Origin of the sequence: Streptomyces curacoi (assembly GCF_001513975.1) — a bacterium.
Taxonomy (GTDB): Bacteria; Actinomycetota; Actinomycetes; order Streptomycetales; family Streptomycetaceae; genus Streptomyces; species Streptomyces curacoi.
In genome coordinates this window covers 54,785-70,827 of the sequence record NZ_KQ947999.1, presented here as the reverse complement: position 1 = coordinate 70,827, position 16,043 = coordinate 54,785, and the positions used below count along the sequence as shown (strand labels likewise).

Sequence of the window (16,043 nt, the reverse complement as noted above, 5' to 3'; positions counted from 1 at the left end):
GCTCGCATCAGTGGGAGGTCACTCCACTCCGCGGCTCTCCTCCAGGTACGCCAGCGCGCCCACCGGCTCCTCCGCGAAGAACACCAGGTCGCTCAGCGGTCGGGGCAGGAAGCCCTCGTCCTCCATACGGCGGAACTGCTCCTTCAGGCCGTCGTAGAAGCCGGCGGTGTTGAGCAGGACCACCGGCTTGTCCGTGCGGCCGTGCTTCTTCAGTTCCAGGATCTCCGTCGCCTCGTCGAGCGTGCCCGTGCCGCCGACCATGATCACCACCGCGTCGGCCTTCTCCAAGAGCAGCCTCTTGCGCTCGGCGAGGTCCTTCGCGATGACCATCTCGTCGACGCCTGGGCGGACCTTGGCCGACAGGAACTCGACGGAGACCCCGACGAGCCGGCCGCCCGCCTCCTGCACCCCGTCGGCGACCACCTTCATCAGCCCGACGTCGGAGCCGCCCCACACGAGCGTGTGGCCTCCCTTGCCCAGCAGTTTCGCGAACTCGCGCGCGGGGCGCGTGTAACAGTCGTCGAGGTCGGCGGCGGAGAGGAAGACGCAGATTCGCATGGAGCCACCGTACGCGGGAAGAACCCGGGGCCCGCGAGCGCTTTTCGGGTATGGCTGACGGACACACGATCACGATCGAGCACGGCACACAGCGCGTACGGGTCGTCCACGGCGACCAGGTCCTGGCGGAGAGCGACCGGCCGCTCGTCCTGCGAGAGACGGGCTGTCCCGTGCGGTACTACATCCCGGCCGAGGACGTACGGCTTGACCTGCTGACGCCCTCCGACACGCACACCTACTGCCCGTTCAAGGGGACGGCCTCCTACTGGTCGCTGCCGGACGCGGCCGACCTCGTCTGGGCGTACCCGGACCCGAAGCCGGACGTGGCCGAGATCAAGGACCACCTCTGCTTCTACGAAGTCGAAGTGTCGTGAGCGATTAGTTCCGTGCCGTGCGGCAGTCTCCACAGGCATGGACAAGAAGACCATTTCACGCGACGGCACGTCCCTCGCGTACGAGAGCACCGGGCAGGGTCCGGCGTTGATCCTCGTCAGCGGCGCGATGTCCACCGGGCGCACCGTGGCGCCGCTCGCCGTGCCCCTCTCGGACCGCTTCAGAGTCGTCGTGTACGACCGCCGGGGGCGCGGCGAGAGCGGTGACACGCCGCCGTACGCGGTGAAGAGCGAGGTCGAGGACCTCGCCGCGCTGATCGAGGCGGTGGGCGGCGAGGCGGCGCTGTGCGGCATCTCGTCGGGCGGTGCGCTGGCGCTTCAGGCGGCGGCGAGCGGGCTGCCGGTGCGTCAGGTGGCGGTGTACGAGGTGCCGTTCGCCGTCTACGAGGGCGGCGCGAAGGAGCGCGCGGAGTACACCGAGCGGCTGACCGAGGCCCTGGAGCAGGGCCGTCGCGGGGACGCCGTCGAGCTGTTCCTGCGGCTGACCGGGATGGCCGAGGAGATGATCCAGGGCGCCCGCCAGTCCCCCATGTGGCCCGGCATGGAGACGATCGCGCCGAGCCTCGCCTACGACGACGCCGTGATGGGCGACGGTCTGGTGCCCCGCGAGCGGCTGGCCTCGATCACCGTCCCGGTGCTGGCTGTCGCGGGCGACGCCAGTCCCTCCTGGATGGGCGAGGCGGCGCGGGCGATCGCCGACGCCGTGCCGCGGGGGACGTACCGGAGCCTGGAGGGGCAGACCCACATGGTGGAGCCGGACGTCCTCGGGCCGGTGCTGGCGGAGTTCTTCGGGGGGTGACCGAAAACCGGCCCGCGCGCGTGTGCCACGGGGGAGCACGCGCGCGTGGGCTTCGGCCGGGCTCAGGCCACGCCGGCCGTCGCCCGCACCGTGGACGCGATCGTCGCCGAGCCCACCACGCGCGTGCCGTCGTACAGGACGATCGCCTGGCCGGGGGCCACGCCGCGGACCGGCTCGGTGAAGGTGACCTCCAGGGAGCCGTCGACCAGTTCGGCGGTCACCTCGGTCTCGCCGCCGTGGGCGCGGAGCTGGGCGGTGTAGGTGCCGGGGCCGGTCGGGGCGGCGCCGCACCAGCGGGGCTTGATGGCGGTGAGGGCGCCGACGTCCAGGGCGGACGCGGGGCCGACCGTCACGGTGTTGTTCACCGGCGAGATGTCGAGGACGTAGCGGGGCTTGCCGTCGGGGGCCGGAGTGCCGATGCGCAGGCCCTTGCGCTGGCCGATGGTGAAGCCGTACGCGCCCTCGTGCGTGCCGAGCTTGGCGCCCGACTCGTCGACGATGTCGCCCTCCGCCTTGCCGAGGCGGGAGGCGAGGAAGCCCTGGGTGTCGCCGTCGGCGATGAAGCAGATGTCGTGCGAGTCGGGCTTCTTCGCGACCGCCAGGCCCCGGCGCTCGGCCTCCGCGCGGATCTCTTCCTTCGTCGTCACGGTGTCGCCGAGCGGGAACAGCGCGTGTGCCAGCTGCTTCTCGTCCAGGACGCCGAGGACGTACGACTGGTCCTTGGCCATGTCGGAGGCGCGGTGCAGCTCGCGGGTGCCGTCCTCGTTCAGCACGACCTTGGCGTAGTGGCCGGTGCAGACCGCGTCGAAGCCGAGGGCCAGCGCCTTGTCGAGCAGGGCCGCGAACTTGATCTTCTCGTTGCAGCGCAGGCACGGGTTCGGGGTGCGGCCGGCCTCGTACTCGGCGATGAAGTCCTCGACCACGTCCTCGCGGAAGCGGTCGGCGAGGTCCCAGACGTAGAACGGGATGCCGATGACGTCCGCGGCGCGGCGGGCGTCCCGGGAGTCCTCGATGGTGCAGCACCCCCGGGCGCCCGTGCGGAAGGACTGCGGGTTCGCGGAGAGCGCGAGGTGGACGCCGGTCACGTCGTGCCCCGCCTCGGCCGCGCGGGCGGCGGCGACGGCGGAGTCGACACCGCCGGACATGGCGGCGAGGACGCGGAGCGGGCGGGAGCGCTGCGGGGTGTCAGTCATAGCCCTTCCAGGGTACGGGTCGCGGGAACCAGGGCCCGCGGGTATGCGTTGACGATCACATGGGACAGCGGAAGGCTCCGAAGGACGGCGACCGGAAGGTCGGGCGTCGCGCGTTGCTGATCGGTGGGACGGTGGCCGCGGCGGGCTCGGCCGTGCTGGCCCGCGACGAGCTGGCGCGCCTGTGGTGGCGGGTGCCCGGCGTGGAGAAGCCGCGCAAGGAGGGCGAGGTCGACTATGCGGGCGCGCGCTGGGTTGCGGCGTCGGACGCGAACTGGAGACGGGCGGACCGGCCCGACGACTACGGCATCGACATGGTGATCATCCATGTCACCCAGGGCAGCTTCGACAGCGCGGTGAAGGTGTTCCAGGACCCGGAGCACGGTGCGGCGGCGCACTACATCGTCCGCAAGGACGGCCACGTCACGCAGATGATCCGCGAGCTGGACGTCGCGTACCACGCGGGCAACCGCGACTACAACGAGCGCAGTGTCGGCATCGAGCACGAGGGCTTCGTGGACCGGCCTGAGGACCTCACGGACGAGATGTACGAGGCCTCGGCCCGGCTCACGGCCCGGATATGCGCGCGGTACGACATCCCCGTCGACCGCGAGCACATCATCGGGCATGTGGAGGTGCCGGGGACCGATCACACGGATCCCGGGGAGCACTGGGACTGGGACCGGTACATGAAGCTGGTGCGGGAGGCTCGTACGGCGCCGGCCTGAGCGGCCGGCCGGGGTGGCTTACATGAGCCCCGCCGCCCGTGCCCGCTCCACCGCCGGGCCGATCGCCTTGGCGACCGCCTCGACATCGGCCTCCGTGGAGGTGTGGCCGAGGGAGAAGCGGAGGGTGCCGCGGGCCAGGTCGGGGTCGGTGCCGGTGGCCAGCAGGACATGGCTGGGCTGGGCGACGCCCGCAGTGCAGGCGGAACCGGTGGAGCACTCGATGCCCTGGGCGTCCAGGAGCAGGAGCAGGGAGTCGCCCTCGCAGCCCGGGAAGGTGAAGTGCGCGTTGGCCGGGAGACGGCCGCCGGGTGCCGGGTCGCCGCCGAGGATCGCGTCCGGGACCGCCGTACGGACGGCCTCGACCAGGGCGTCGCGCAGGGCGCCGATCTCCCGGGCGAACCACTCGCGCTGTTCGGCGGCGAGGCGGCCGGCGACCGCGAAGGAGGCGATCGCGGGGACGTCGAGGGTGCCGGAGCGCACGTGCCGCTCCTGACCGCCGCCGTGCAGGACGGGTACGGGGGCGTACTCGCGGCCGAGGATCAGGGCGCCGATGCCGTAGGGGCCGCCGATCTTGTGGCCGGAGACCGTCATCGCGGCGAGGCCGGAGGCGGCGAAGTCGACGGGGACCTGGCCGAAGGCCTGGACGGCGTCGGCGTGCAGGGGGACGTCGAACTCCCTTGCCGCCTCGGCCAGTTCACGGACCGGCATGAGGGTGCCGATCTCGTTGTTGGCCCACATCACGGTGGCCAGGGCGACGTCGTGGGGGTTGCGGGCGATGGCTTCGCGCAGGGCGTCCGGGTGGACCCGGCCGTAGGAGTCGACCGGGAGGTACTCGATCGTGGCGCCCTCGTGCTCGCCGAGCCAGTGCACCGCGTCGAGCACCGCGTGGTGTTCGACGGGGCTGGCGAGGACGCGGGTGCGGGGCCTTGCCGGGTCGGCGTCGCGGCGGGACCAGTACAGGCCCTTGACCGCGAGGTTGTCCGCCTCGGTACCGCCGGAGGTGAAGACGACCTCGCTGGGGCGGGCGCCGAGCGCTTCCGCGAGGGTTTCGCGGGCCTCCTCGACAGCGCGCCTCGCGCGGCGGCCGGACGCGTGGAGGGAGGAGGCGTTGCCGGTGACGCTCAGCTGGGCGGTCAGCGCCTCCGCCGCCTCCGGGAGCATCGGGGTCGTCGCGGCGTGGTCGAGGTAAGCCATGGTGGCCACGATTCTAAGGGGCGCCGGTCAGGGGCCTCGTGTCAAGGTTCGCCCGGACTGCGGCCGGGTTTCACGGCCCCGCCCGCGTCACCCTCGCTGCCGCCGGTGACATCACCCGCGCCGCAGGCCATGGCCTCCAGAAGCCCCGGAGGCTAGAAGCTCCACGACAGCGTGTTGTCCAGCTGCATGAACGTCAGCAGGACCAGCAGGTCGGCGACGCCCAGGCCCAGGCCCAGATACGCCCGGCCCCTGCGGTTCGTGCCCCGCCAGAGGGACACCGCCGCCAGGACGACGGCGAGCGGGCCGAGGAAGATGTTGAAGACCAGGAGGCCGATGAGGCCGAGGACGAAGGACGCCACGGCCATGCCGTCGGCGTCGCGGGTGCGAGTGCCGGGGCGGCCGGTGGCCGGTGCGGTCAGGTGCATGAGGTGTCAGCTCTCCAGAGGTCGGTTCTGGCCGGTGGACGGTGTCAGTGGCGGCGGGCGTGGCGCTCGCGGGCGGCGAAGACGGCCAGCCAGGCGGCGATCACGGTGGCTGCGACCGCGGTGAAGGCGAGCGGCGCATGGGCCACGGTGCCCAGCAGCACGCCCAGCAGCAGGAGCGCGGCGACGAGGAACAGCATGGGATCGGATCCCCCTCCGAGATCTCTCTCGTTACGTTTCGGTGAACAGTTGTGGTAACAGTTGTTCACTGACTCCAAGTCTAGCGTGCCCCACGGCTTTTCAATTCCAGAGAACAGTTGTTAACTGCATGGCATGAGTCACACCCTCGGCATCCGGCAGGCCCAGAAACTGAAGACCCGACAGGCGCTCCTGGACGCGGCGCTGGGACTGCTGGAGGAGCAGAGCCTGAGCAGCCTGGGTCTGCGCGAGGTCACCCGCGAGGTCGGCGTCGCCCCGACGGCCTTCTACCGGCACTTCCGGTCCACCGCCGACCTCGGCGTCGCCCTCGTCGAGGAGGCACTGGGCAGCCTGCACCCGATGATCCGCACGATCGTCTCCTCGTCCGGTGACAGCGACCAACGCATAGAGCGCGCCGTCGGGTTGATCGCCCAGCACGTGGCGACGCACCCGGCCCATGTCCGGTTCATCGCCCGCGAGCGGCACGGCGGGGTGCAGTCGGTGCGGGAGGCGATCCAGGACCAACTGGCCCGTTTCGCCGACGAGGTGAAGGTCGCGCTCACCAAGGACCCGGTCTCCGCGGGCTGGACCGACGACGACCTCCTCATGCTCGCCAACCTCTACGTCGACCAGATGCTGATGACGGCCTCGCTGTTCCTGGACGTGCTGGAGGCGCCGGAGGAGGAGCGTCGGCGCGTGACCCAGGTGGCGACCCGCCAGATGCGGCTGATCAGCATCGGCCGCGACCACTGGCTGGACTGAGCACCGGAACAGCACGGGGGCGGCACCGCCCGTGCCCCGGGAGTGCCGCCCCTGTCGTACGACGTCCCGCGTCAGCTCTTGGTCGCCGTGGCCGCCGCGCTCGGGGCACCGCTCGGGACACCGCTGGGAGCCGCCCCGCCGCCCTGGCCACCACCGCCGCCCTGGCCGCCACCGCCGGGACCGCCGCAGCCGCCCCTCTGACCCCCGCCCGGACCACCCTGACCGCCGCTCTGGCCACCGCCCTGAGCACCACCCTGACCGTTACCGGGCCCACCACTGGGCGCCCCGCTCGGCGCCCCCGACGGAGCACCGCTCGGCGGCCGGCACGACGACGATGACTGCTGCCCGGAGTTGCCGCTGTCCGAGGTCGACGACGAGTCGCCGGACCCGCAGGCCACCAGGGCCAGGGGGGAGAGCGCCAACAGGGCCACGGCGGGCAGGAGACGGGCACGCTTCATGAGAAACAGCTCCAGGGAAGATGAGGAAGTCCTGGGCGGGAACTCAAGCAACGCAGTGTGGGACTTCCTTGGGGCCCTGCTGTCCGCCCCCGGTGCGCCGGGCAAAGCCCACCTCAAGGAACCTCGCTGACCTGCGAGTTCCCTCGTGGCCTCACCCTACTGGCTGGTACAAGGCCGTGACAGAAGCGGCAGCCCGCGCCAGTTCGTCCCGCACCTGGGGCGGTGAGACGACTTCCACCTGGTCCGAGAACTGCAGGAGTTGACGGGCCTCGCCGACAACTCCCAGCGAGAGACGGACCGTGGCCCAGTCGCCCGCCACCTCCGGGTGGGAGACCAGCGACGAGGCCATGAGCCGCAGGAACAGGTCGAGCCGGTCGCGTCGTACCCGCACCGTGACGTCGATCCCGCCCGGCCGCTCCTCCACCTGACGGCGCAGCACCTCCCAGACGTCGGCGAGTTCGACACCCGGCCGACGCCGCACCACCTCGGCCAGCACGGTCGCCGACCGCACCCGGTCGGCGCGGAACAGCTGCGGCTTGCCGCGCCGGTCGGCGACCAGGTACCAGACGCCGGCCTTGGAGACCAGGCCGTACGGGTCGACGGTGTATGTCCGGGCCTCCTGCTCCCCGCTGTGCCGGTAGCGCAGTCGCAGGCGGCGGTCGGCGAAGACGGCGTCCTGCAACACGTCCAGGTCCACGTCGGGTCGGGGGCCGCTCTTCCAGCGCGTGGCGTCGACGAGGATGCGGCGGGACGTCACCTCGGCGGCCGGGCGGTGCGGGGCCGGCAGGGCCGCCATCACCTTGCGCAGCGCCGAGCCGAGCGCCGCGTCCAGGCCGAGCGCGGCGTGCGCGCCCTGGGCGGCCAGGATGAACAGCGCGCGGGACTCGTCGGCGGTCAGGCCGGTGACGTCGGTGCGGAAGCCGGCGAGCAGTTCGATGCCGCCGTGGCGCCCGCGCTCGGCGTAGACCGGGACGCCTGAGGCGGAGAGGGCTTCGACGTCCCGGTAGATGGTGCGGACCGACACCTCCAGCCGCTCGGCGAGTTCACGGGCCGGGATTCGACCGCGCGTTTGGAGGAGCAGCAGGATCGACAGGAGGCGGTCGGACTTCACGTGGTCAGGCTATGAGGGATTCCGCGCCTACTGACCAGCCGCATCGGTTCATTGGCGACTGCGGCTCGTCTTCGGTTGATCGCGCAGTCCCCCGCACCCCTCAAGGGCGCTTCAGCTCAGCCTTACCCTTGCCAGCTGCCTCGACTGTGCCACCAGCCGGTCCGCGCTGTCCCAGACCTCGGCGTCCTCCTCCAGGAAGCCGCCGGCCAGGTTGCGCGTGGTGATCGACACCCGCAGCGGCCCCGGCGCCGGGCGGCACCGCACATGCACGGTCAGTTCGACCGTCGGGACCCAGCCGGAGATGCCGATCTCGAAAGCGGTCGGGGGAAGCGCGTCCACCGCCAGCAGCAGCGACAGGGGGTCGGCGTCGCGGCCGTCCGCGAGGCCGAACCACGCCCGCATCTCGCCCTTGCCCGAGGGCTGCCCGAGCGCCCAGCCCAGGGTGGCGGGGTCGAGCTTGAGCATCAGGCGGTCGGCGATCGCCGAGCTGCCGGACACCGGGGCCGGTCCGTCCTCGGGTCCGAAGCACTGGTCCATCGGCGGCAACGCGGGCGGCTTCGCCGTCGTGCGGACGTCGTCGGGGAGGGAGTCCAGGTCGCCGTAGGAGGCGAGGACGCGGATCCGCTCGACCTCGCGGCCCTGCTCGTCGTACTGGAAGAGCGAGGCCTGGCCGGTCGACAGCGTCCGGCCGGTGCGCACCACGTCCGTGCGGACGACCGCCGGGCCCGGCTGGGACGCGGTCAGGTAGTGCGCGGAGATCGTGAACGGGTCGCTGTGCGGCAGGGCGTCCGCGAGGGCGCGGCCGAGGACGGCCAGCAGGTAGCCGCCGTTGACGGCGCTGATGATCGTCCAGCCGGCCGAGAGGTCGATGTCGTAGACGCCGGGTTCGCGCGGGGTGAGAGCGGTGTCGCGGTCGAACTCGCTGTCGCCGATGGTGGCCCGTGTGGCCGTCGGGGCGGAGGCTGCTTCTGGCATGGATGAACGGTACAACAGGAAACTACTAAGCGGTAGCTTTGGGGCTGGCCGTGACGGCCGGACCCGGGTCGTGTTCTGGGCAACTTTTCGGTAAGTGTCGTCACCCGTCCGAAACCTGAGACGCCGATAAGCCCTCTATCGGGACATGAGTCTCACCGGGACCCCGTTCCTCTACACGCTCGTCGCGCTGTGCCTCGTCGCCGTCGTGCTGCCGCTGGTCCTCTGGTCGCGGATGCGCGGACCCCGGCTCGTACGGGCCGCCGGCCGGGTGCTGATGCTGCTGTTCGCCCAGACCACGGCGGTCGCCCTGGTCTTCACGCTGGTCAACAACGCCAACCAGCTCTACGACAACTGGGGCGACCTGCTCGGCACCAGCGACCATGTGCACGAGGCCGCCGACCTCGGGGCGAGCGGCACCGGCGGGATGGCGCTGGAAAAGCTGCCCAAGGTCCGGCAGGTCTTCAAGCCGGGCAAGGGCCCGGGCATGCGCGAGGAGGGCGGGGTGCTGGTCACCCAGCTCAGGGGCCGGGTCTCCGGAGTGCAGGCCGAGGTCAACGTCTGGCTGCCGCCGCAGTACCGCGACCCCGCCTACCGCGATCACAGGTTCCCGGTCGTCGAGGTGCTGCCGGGCTATCCGGGCTCCTCGAAGGCGTGGTTCGGGACGATGGACGCGCCCCAGCAGCTGGCGCCGCTGATGCGCAGCGGGCAGATCGAGCCGTTCATCATCGTCTCGCCGCGCACCACGCTGCTGCCGGGCGTGGACACCGGCTGTGCGAACATCCCGGGCAAGGTGAACGCCGACAGCTGGCTCAGCATCGACGTGCCGAAGATGGTCATGGACAACTTCCGGGCCCAGGCCGCGCCGGACGGCTGGGCGGTCGCCGGGTACTCGGCGGGCGCGCACTGCGCGGCGAAGCTGGCCGTCGCCCACCCCGACCGCTACCGGGCCGCGGTCAGCATGTCCGGCTACAACGACCCCGTCGCCGTACCCAACTCGCTGGCCGCGAAGACCCCGGCGCTGCGGGCCGCGAACAACCCGTACCTGCTCCTCAAAGAGGCCGGCGTCCCGCCGCGCGTCGCGCTCTACTTCTCGGGGCAGCCGCGCGACGGCTACGAGGCGGCCATGGCCATCGACCGGGCCGCGAAGCCGCCGACGACCGTGGACGTGGTGTTCATCCCGCGCAGCGCGGGCGGCCACACCATGGCCCTGTGGAAGCCGCAGGTCGTCCCGGCGTTCCGCTGGCTGACCGAGGTGATGGGGACGCGGCACCAGGTGGGCACGGGGCCCGGGACTACTCCTCCCGTACCGTCGACCGCCGGTTCCAGGCCCGCGGAGCTCGCCAGTGGAACCGCATCGCGAGCAACCGCAGCACGAAGGCCGTGACGGCGGCGAGCGCGCTGGTGAGCGGGGTGAGGGCGTCGTACCGGATGCACAGCACGACCATCGTGGCGCCGACCATCGCCGGGACCGCGTAGAGGTCGCGGTCCCAGCGCAGCAGGGACGGCACCTCGTTGGCCAGGACGTCGCGCAGCACACCGCCGCCCACGGCGGTCGCGAGGCCGAGGCAGGCGGAGGCGGTCAGGCCCAGGCCGTAGTCGTACGCCTTCGTCGTGCCGGCCACGCAGAACAGGCCGAGGCCCGCCGCGTCGAAGACGTTCACGCCGGTCTGGATGCGCTCCACGTGCGGGTGGAGGAAGAAGACGAGGAGCGCGGCGAGCAGCGGGGTGAGGAAGTACCCCAGGTCTGTGAAGGCGGCCGGGGGTACCGCGCCGATGACCAGGTCCCGGAACAGCCCGCCGCCCAGGGCGGTGACCTCGGCGAGGACGGCGATGCCGAAGACGTCGAAGTTCTTGCGGACGGCCAGCAGGGCGCCGGAGATGGCGAAGACGAAGATGCCGATCAGGTCGAGCGTGTGCTGGACGGACGGGCTGAACAGTTGCTGGAGCACCCGGACATTCTTGCGCAGCACAAGGCCCCCGCCTTGCAAAGGAAGGCGGGGGCCCGGGCTGGGTTACTTGTTGTCGTCCGTGGCTGCCGCGGACGACTCCGCGGAAGCCACGGTCCCGGGGGCCTCCCCGGCAGCCGCGGGGGCTTCCTCGGCACGCTCGGCCTCAGACTCAGGGACTTCCTCGGAACCCCCGGCCTCAGCCTCAGGCGCTTCCTCGGAACCCCCGGCCTCGGCCTCAGCCGCTTCCTCCGTCGGCACCAGCTCCGCGGCCTCCTTGGCCACCGACAGCAGGACCGTGTCCTGCGGCTGCTGGTCCTCGAAGTTCTCCGGGTGGTGGCAGGCCACCCGCTGGCCGGGCCTCAGCTCCGCCAGCGGCGGCTCCGTCGTCCGGCAGATCTCCGTCGCCTTCCAGCACCGGGTGTGGAAACGGCAGCCGCTCGGCGGGGAGATCGGCGAGGGCACGTCACCGCGGAGCAGGATGCGCTCGCTCTTGGCGCCTCGGCGCTTGGGGTCCGGGATCGGCACCGCCGACAGCAGGGCCTTGGTGTACGGGTGCATCGGCGCCTTGTACAGCGACTCGCGGTCGGCGAGCTCGACGATCTTGCCGAGGTACATCACCGCGATACGGTCCGAGACATGCCGTACGACGGACAGGTCGTGGGCGATGATCACGTAGGTGAGGCCGAGCTCCTCCTGGAGGTCGTCCAGCAGGTTCACGACCTGCGCCTGGATCGACACGTCGAGGGCGGAGACGGGCTCGTCGGCCACGACCAGCTTGGGGTTGAGCGCGAGGGCGCGGGCGATGCCGATGCGCTGGCGCTGGCCGCCGGAGAACTCGTGCGGATAGCGGTTGTAGTGCTCGGGGTTGAGGCCGACCACCGACAGCAGCCGCTGGACCTCCTTCTTGATGCCGCCCTCGGGCTGGACACCCTGGAGCTTGAAGGGGGCGCCGACGATCGTGCCGATGGTGTGCCGGGGGTTCAGCGAGGAGTACGGGTCCTGGAAGATCATCTGCACGTCACGGCGCATCGGGCGCATCTGCCCGACGCTGAGGTGCGTGATGTCCCGGCCCTCGAACTCCACCTGGCCGCCGGTCGGTTCGAGCAGCCGCGTGATCAGCCGGCCCATCGTCGACTTGCCGCAGCCCGACTCGCCCACGACGCCCAGCGTCTCGCCCTTGCGCACCTCGAAGTCGATGCCGTCCACGGCACGCACCGCGCCGGTCTGCCGCTGGAGCAGGCCCTTGCGGATCGGGAAGTGCTTCTGCAGACCGGTCACCTTCAGCAGGATCTCGCCGTCGGCGGCGGAGTCCTTGGTGAGGGTGGTGCCGCTCTGCTCCGGGTTGCTCACCGCTTTTTCGTCGCTCACAGCTTCGGCGCAATCTCTTCGGTCCAGATACGCTCCCGCTGCTCCTGGCTCATGTGGCAGGCGGCCCAGTGCCGCTCGCCGACCTCGGTCAGCTCGGGGCGGACCGTGCGGGTGACGTTGTCCTTCGGGATGTCGGCGTACGGGCAGCGCGGGTTGAAGGCGCAGCCGGACGGGACGTTGATCAGGGAGGGCGGCGCGCCCTTGATCGGGATGAGGCGGTCGGTCTGGTCGCGGTCCAGGCGCGGCATCGAGCCGAGCAGACCCCAGGTGTAGGGGTGGCGGGGCTCGGAGAAGACCTCGTCGGCGGGGCCGCGCTCCACGCACCGGCCGCCGTACATGACCAGCAGGTCGTCGGCCATCTCGGCGACCACGCCCAGGTCGTGCGTGATCATGATGACCGCGGAGCCGAACTCCTTCTGCAGATCCCGGATCAGGTCGAGGATCTGCGCCTGCACGGTGACGTCCAGGGCGGTGGTGGGCTCGTCGGCGATGAGCAGCTCGGGGTTGTTCACCAGCGCCATGGCGATCATGGCGCGCTGGCGCATACCGCCGGAGAACTCGTGCGGGTAGCCGTCGACGCGCTTGGCGGGCTCGGGGATGCCCACCCGGTCCAGCATCTCGACCGCCCGCTGTTTGGCGACCTTCTTGCTGACGCTGTGATGGACGCGGTACGCCTCGACGATCTGCTGGCCCACCGTGTAGTACGGGTGCATCGCGGACAGCGGGTCCTGGAAGATCATCGCCATCTTGCGGCCGCGCAGCCGGCGTACGTCGTCGGGGTCGGCGGCGATCAACTCCTGGCCGTCCAGCCAGACTTCGCCGGAGACCTTGGCGCGCGCCGAGCGGTGCAGGCCCATCACGCCGAGCGAGGTGACGGACTTGCCGGAGCCGGACTCGCCGACGATGCCCAGGGTCCTGCCCCGCTTCACGTCGAAGCTGACGCCGTCCACCGACTTGACCAGGCCGTCGTCCGTCTCGAAGTGGATGCGCAGATCGCGTACGGACAGGAAGGCGTCGTCCGTGTCGGACGGGGCGGCGACGGCGGGTTCGCCGAGCGCCGCTTTCTCGAGCTTGCTCACGAGTACCTCACCCGGGGGTCGATGGCGGCGTACACCAGGTCGACGATGAGATTGCAGAAGACGATGAAGAAGGCGGCGACCAGGGTGACACCCATGACGATGGGCAGGTCGTTGTCCTTGATGGACTGGACCGCGTAGGCGCCGATGCCCTGCAGGGAGAAGACGGTCTCGGTGAGCACGGCGGTGCCGACGAGGGTGCCGAAGTCCATGCCGAAGATGGTGACGATGGGGGTCAGCGCGGCCCGCAGACCGTGCTTGGTGACGACCGTCGTCTCCTTCAGGCCCTTGGCTCTGGCCGTGCGGATGTAGTCCTCGCCCATCGTCTCCAGCATGCCCGCCCGGGTGAGTCGGGCGTAGAGCGCGGAGAAGAGGAAGGCGAGGCTGATCCACGGCAGCAGCAGATGCCAGGCCCAGTCGGCGGGGTTCTCGGTGAACGGGACGTACTCGATGCTGTCCCAGATCGGGACCTCGTACACGAACAGGGCGTTCAGCACCTGGCCGGTGAAGAAGATCGGGAGGGAGACGCCGGCCAGCGCGATGAACATGGAGATGCGGTCGACCGGACGGCCCTTGCGCAGCGCCGAGATGACCCCGATGGTGACACCGGAGATCACCCAGATCACCGCCGCGCCGACGGCCAGCGAGAAGGAGACCGGAATCCGTTCCGTGAGCTGGGGCCACACCTCGACGTGACTCTTGAAGGAGTAGCCGAAGCAGGGGGCTTCGCAACGAGTGGCGTCGGGACCGAACTTGTATTCGGCGCCCACCACGAGGCCCTTGATGTAGTCCCAGTACTGGACGGCGATGGGCTGGTCCAGCCCGAGGTTCTGCTTGACGGCGGCGATCGACTCGGGGTTGGCGTCCTTGCCGACGTACTGCGTGGCCAGCTGGTCGGCGGTCTGGCCACCGAGGCGTGGCACCAGGAAGAAGATCGCGAAGGTGACTGCGCTGACCACCAGCAGCAACAGCACCGCGCCGAAGACGCGTCGGATGATGTACGCAGCCACAGCTGTACGGCTCCGGGTGGCCGCGGCGGTTTGTGGCCGCCGCGGCCACCCGGTGCCTTCACCTGCCTTTCAGGGGATCCGGCCTGCGGGTTACTACTTGGTGGAGCTCATCAGCACGTAGTCGTACATGCCGAGGTAGGCCTGCGTGACCGTGACGTTGGCCGCGGACTCCGACCGCAGCAGCAGGTTCTTGCGGTAGACGACCGGGACGACCGAGGCGTTGTCGAGCACCATCTTGTCGATGTCGCCCCAGGCCTTGGTGCGGGCCGCGTCGTCGGTGTTGCCGATCGCGTCCTTCAGGGCCTTGTTGATCGCCGGGTCGTTCAGCTCGCTCAGGTTCGTGCCGCCCGAGGGCTTGATGGCGGAACCGTTGACCACCTGGTCGAGGAAGCCGAAGCCGGTCGGCCAGTCGGCGCCCCAGGCCATCGAGAGCATGCCGAGCTTGTGCTCGTGGACGTAGCTCGGGACACCGGCGAAGTTGGAGAAGTACTTGCCGGAGGGGAACTGCTTGATCTCGATGTTGATGCCGATCTTCTTCAGCGACGCCTGAACGGCGGTCGCCTGCGCCACCTCGGCGGGGCGGTCGGAGCGAGCGGTCAGGATCGTGTTGAAGCCGTTCGGCTTGCCGCACGCCTTCAGCTCTTCCTTGGCCTTGGCCACGTTGCCCTTGTGGCCCTCGGTCGCGTAGGTGTCGAACTTGGTGTAGCCGTTCACCGACGGCGGCAGCAGCGTGGTCGCCACGTCACCCTTGGGCGAGCCGCCCATGGCGTCGAGCACCGACTGCTTGTCGAGACCCCACTGGACCGCCTTGCGGCAGTGGATGTTGTCGAACGGCGCCACGTTCACGTTCAGCGCGATGTACTGCGTCGCACCGGCGTAGGAGCTGTCCGTCTGGCTGGCGTACTTGCCCTGCAGGACCTTCGGCTGGGTCTGCGGCTGGACACCGGTACCCGCCAGGTCACCCGTGATCTTGTCGGAGAGCAGGTCGTTGTCGACCGTCACCGGGTTGACCTTGAACTTGACCGAGATCTTGTCCGGCAGCGCCTTGCGGATCGGGTCCGTCTTCGGGTCCCAGTTCTTGTTGCGCACGAGGGTGGCGCCGCGGCCCTCCTCGTACGACTGGAACTGGTACGGGCCGGAGGACACGATGTTCTGCACGTACTTCGCGCCGGTGTCCTTGGACTGCGGCACCGGAGCCGTCTGCGAGAACGTCGCCAGGTAGTCGAAGTCGGCGAAGGGCTGCTTCAACTTGAAGACGATCGTGTTGTCGTCCGGCGTCTCGATGGACTTCAGACCGTCGGCGGACTTGTCCTTGTACGGGCCCTTGTACTTGTCGCCGCCCTCAAGGTACGCCTTGAAGTACGTCGGGCCGTTGGACAGGGCCTCGGGCGCGAAGTTGGAGCGCAGGATGGCGTACTTGACGTCCTTGGACGTGATCGGCGTGCCGTCCTGGTACTTCAGGCCCTTGCGCAGCTTGTACGTCCAGGTCTTGGCGTCGTCACTGGGGGTGCCCAGGGACTCCGCCAGGTCGGGGACGACCTCCAGGCCTTCCTTGCCCGCCGCCGGCTTGAACGTGGTGAGCGCACGCGCGTAGAGCCGGGAGAAGTTCTGCACCCAGCCGTAGTACGTGTTGCCCGGGTCCAGGGAGTCCGGCACGTCGGAGTGCTCGTACGTGACCGTTCCCCCCTTCTTGCTCGACGGGTTGACGATGGAGGTCAGCGCGGCGTCCTTCTTGCCGCTGCCTCCGCCGTTGCCGCCGTTGTCATCCCCGCCACCACATGCGGCAGCGCCCAGCGAGAGCGCCAGGACCGACGCGATGGCGGCGGTCACCCTTCTCGTCTTCACCTGAGGAA

17 protein-coding genes are annotated in these 16,043 nt (G+C 70.3%); 5 read left to right on the top strand and 12 right to left on the bottom strand.

What is annotated here, in order from left to right; translation table 11 throughout:
* Positions 1–18: 18 nt before the first annotated feature.
* On the bottom strand, positions 19–558 hold the full coding sequence (locus AQI70_RS35855) for an LOG family protein (RefSeq protein WP_062156629.1): 540 nt from the start codon (positions 556–558) through the stop codon (positions 19–21).
* Between the two features lie 50 nt (positions 559–608).
* Here AQI70_RS35855 and AQI70_RS35850 point away from each other — a divergent pair, with 50 nt between their 5' ends.
* Together AQI70_RS35850 and AQI70_RS35845 are read left to right on the top strand one after the other, a co-directional pair.
* Positions 609–932, top strand: coding sequence for a DUF427 domain-containing protein (locus AQI70_RS35850; protein ID WP_062156628.1), 324 nt, complete (start codon positions 609–611; stop codon positions 930–932).
* A 37-nt stretch (positions 933–969) separates the two neighbouring features.
* Positions 970–1,749: an alpha/beta fold hydrolase gene (locus AQI70_RS35845; RefSeq protein WP_062156627.1), complete on the top strand. Its 780-nt coding sequence runs from the start codon at positions 970–972 to the stop codon at positions 1,747–1,749.
* Positions 1,750–1,811: 62 nt separating this feature from the next.
* On the opposite strand, the gene mnmA is transcribed toward AQI70_RS35845, so the two are convergent.
* Positions 1,812–2,942: a tRNA 2-thiouridine(34) synthase MnmA gene (gene mnmA, locus AQI70_RS35840; RefSeq protein WP_062156626.1), complete on the bottom strand. Its 1,131-nt coding sequence runs from the start codon at positions 2,940–2,942 to the stop codon at positions 1,812–1,814.
* A 59-nt stretch (positions 2,943–3,001) separates the two neighbouring features.
* Here mnmA and AQI70_RS35835 point away from each other — a divergent pair, with 59 nt between their 5' ends.
* Positions 3,002–3,667, top strand: coding sequence for an N-acetylmuramoyl-L-alanine amidase (locus AQI70_RS35835; protein ID WP_062156625.1), 666 nt, complete (start codon positions 3,002–3,004; stop codon positions 3,665–3,667).
* Between the two features lie 18 nt (positions 3,668–3,685).
* Here the strand turns inward: AQI70_RS35835 and AQI70_RS35830 are convergent, their stop codons facing one another.
* The 3 genes from AQI70_RS35830 to AQI70_RS39720 form a co-directional block, all read right to left on the bottom strand.
* Complete coding sequence (locus AQI70_RS35830; protein WP_062156666.1) at positions 3,686–4,861, bottom strand: cysteine desulfurase family protein; 1,176 nt, start codon at positions 4,859–4,861, stop codon at positions 3,686–3,688.
* A 152-nt stretch (positions 4,862–5,013) separates the two neighbouring features.
* A complete protein-coding gene (locus AQI70_RS35825) occupies positions 5,014–5,286 on the bottom strand; it encodes a hypothetical protein (protein ID WP_062156624.1) in 273 nt (90 codons plus the stop codon).
* A gap of 44 nt (positions 5,287–5,330) precedes the next feature.
* A complete protein-coding gene (locus AQI70_RS39720; RefSeq protein WP_003997703.1) occupies positions 5,331–5,483 on the bottom strand; it encodes a hypothetical protein in 153 nt (50 codons plus the stop codon).
* 133 nt (positions 5,484–5,616) lie between these two features.
* On the opposite strand from AQI70_RS39720, the gene AQI70_RS35820 reads away from it, so the two are divergent.
* The gene (locus AQI70_RS35820; protein WP_062156623.1) at positions 5,617–6,243 is read left to right on the top strand and encodes a TetR family transcriptional regulator; all 627 of its coding nucleotides are present in this window, start codon (positions 5,617–5,619) and stop codon (positions 6,241–6,243) included.
* 609 nt (positions 6,244–6,852) lie between these two features.
* Here AQI70_RS35820 and AQI70_RS35815 read toward each other — a convergent pair.
* Positions 6,853–7,812, bottom strand: a complete 960-nt coding sequence (locus tag AQI70_RS35815; RefSeq protein WP_062156622.1) for a helix-turn-helix transcriptional regulator — start codon at positions 7,810–7,812, stop codon at positions 6,853–6,855.
* A 111-nt stretch (positions 7,813–7,923) separates the two neighbouring features.
* The gene (locus tag AQI70_RS35810) at positions 7,924–8,787 is read right to left on the bottom strand and encodes a thioesterase family protein (protein WP_062156621.1); all 864 of its coding nucleotides are present in this window, start codon (positions 8,785–8,787) and stop codon (positions 7,924–7,926) included.
* 145 nt (positions 8,788–8,932) lie between these two features.
* Here AQI70_RS35810 and AQI70_RS35805 point away from each other — a divergent pair, with 145 nt between their 5' ends.
* Entirely contained in the window at positions 8,933–10,171 is a 1,239-nt protein-coding gene (locus AQI70_RS35805) for an alpha/beta hydrolase (RefSeq protein WP_062156620.1), read from the top strand.
* On the opposite strand, the gene AQI70_RS35800 is transcribed toward AQI70_RS35805, so the two are convergent.
* The 5 genes from AQI70_RS35800 to AQI70_RS35780 form a co-directional block, all read right to left on the bottom strand.
* Positions 10,080–10,736: a trimeric intracellular cation channel family protein gene (locus tag AQI70_RS35800; RefSeq protein WP_062156665.1), complete on the bottom strand. Its 657-nt coding sequence runs from the start codon at positions 10,734–10,736 to the stop codon at positions 10,080–10,082. The two genes, AQI70_RS35805 and AQI70_RS35800, sit on opposite strands and share 92 nt — an antisense overlap.
* Before the next feature lie 63 nt (positions 10,737–10,799).
* The gene (locus tag AQI70_RS35795) at positions 10,800–12,086 is read right to left on the bottom strand and encodes an ABC transporter ATP-binding protein (RefSeq protein WP_079051616.1); all 1,287 of its coding nucleotides are present in this window, start codon (positions 12,084–12,086) and stop codon (positions 10,800–10,802) included.
* A 14-nt stretch (positions 12,087–12,100) separates the two neighbouring features.
* On the bottom strand, positions 12,101–13,183 hold the full coding sequence (locus AQI70_RS35790; protein ID WP_062156618.1) for an ABC transporter ATP-binding protein: 1,083 nt from the start codon (positions 13,181–13,183) through the stop codon (positions 12,101–12,103).
* Entirely contained in the window at positions 13,180–14,190 is a 1,011-nt protein-coding gene (locus tag AQI70_RS35785; RefSeq protein ID WP_062156617.1) for an ABC transporter permease, read from the bottom strand. Before AQI70_RS35785 ends, AQI70_RS35790 begins: the two co-directional genes overlap by 4 nt.
* Before the next feature lie 93 nt (positions 14,191–14,283).
* Complete coding sequence (locus AQI70_RS35780) at positions 14,284–16,035, bottom strand: ABC transporter substrate-binding protein (protein ID WP_062156616.1); 1,752 nt, start codon at positions 16,033–16,035, stop codon at positions 14,284–14,286.
* Positions 16,036–16,043 lie beyond the last annotated feature (8 nt).

Bases quoted from the DNA above. Each gene is read 5' to 3' on its own strand.
- AQI70_RS35855 (WP_062156629.1), bottom strand. From the start codon at position 558: ATGCGAATCTGCGTCTTCCTCTCCGCCGCCGACCTCGACGACTGTTAC.
- AQI70_RS35850 (WP_062156628.1), top strand. From the start codon at position 609: ATGGCTGACGGACACACGATCACGATCGAGCACGGCACACAGCGCGTA.
- AQI70_RS35845 (WP_062156627.1), top strand. From the start codon at position 970: ATGGACAAGAAGACCATTTCACGCGACGGCACGTCCCTCGCGTACGAG.
- mnmA (WP_062156626.1), bottom strand. From the start codon at position 2,942: ATGACTGACACCCCGCAGCGCTCCCGCCCGCTCCGCGTCCTCGCCGCC.
- AQI70_RS35835 (WP_062156625.1), top strand. From the start codon at position 3,002: ATGGGACAGCGGAAGGCTCCGAAGGACGGCGACCGGAAGGTCGGGCGT.
- AQI70_RS35830 (WP_062156666.1), bottom strand. From the start codon at position 4,861: ATGGCTTACCTCGACCACGCCGCGACGACCCCGATGCTCCCGGAGGCG.
- AQI70_RS35825 (WP_062156624.1), bottom strand. From the start codon at position 5,286: ATGCACCTGACCGCACCGGCCACCGGCCGCCCCGGCACTCGCACCCGC.
- AQI70_RS39720 (WP_003997703.1), bottom strand. From the start codon at position 5,483: ATGCTGTTCCTCGTCGCCGCGCTCCTGCTGCTGGGCGTGCTGCTGGGC.
- AQI70_RS35820 (WP_062156623.1), top strand. From the start codon at position 5,617: ATGAGTCACACCCTCGGCATCCGGCAGGCCCAGAAACTGAAGACCCGA.
- AQI70_RS35810 (WP_062156621.1), bottom strand. From the start codon at position 8,787: ATGCCAGAAGCAGCCTCCGCCCCGACGGCCACACGGGCCACCATCGGC.
- AQI70_RS35805 (WP_062156620.1), top strand. From the start codon at position 8,933: ATGAGTCTCACCGGGACCCCGTTCCTCTACACGCTCGTCGCGCTGTGC.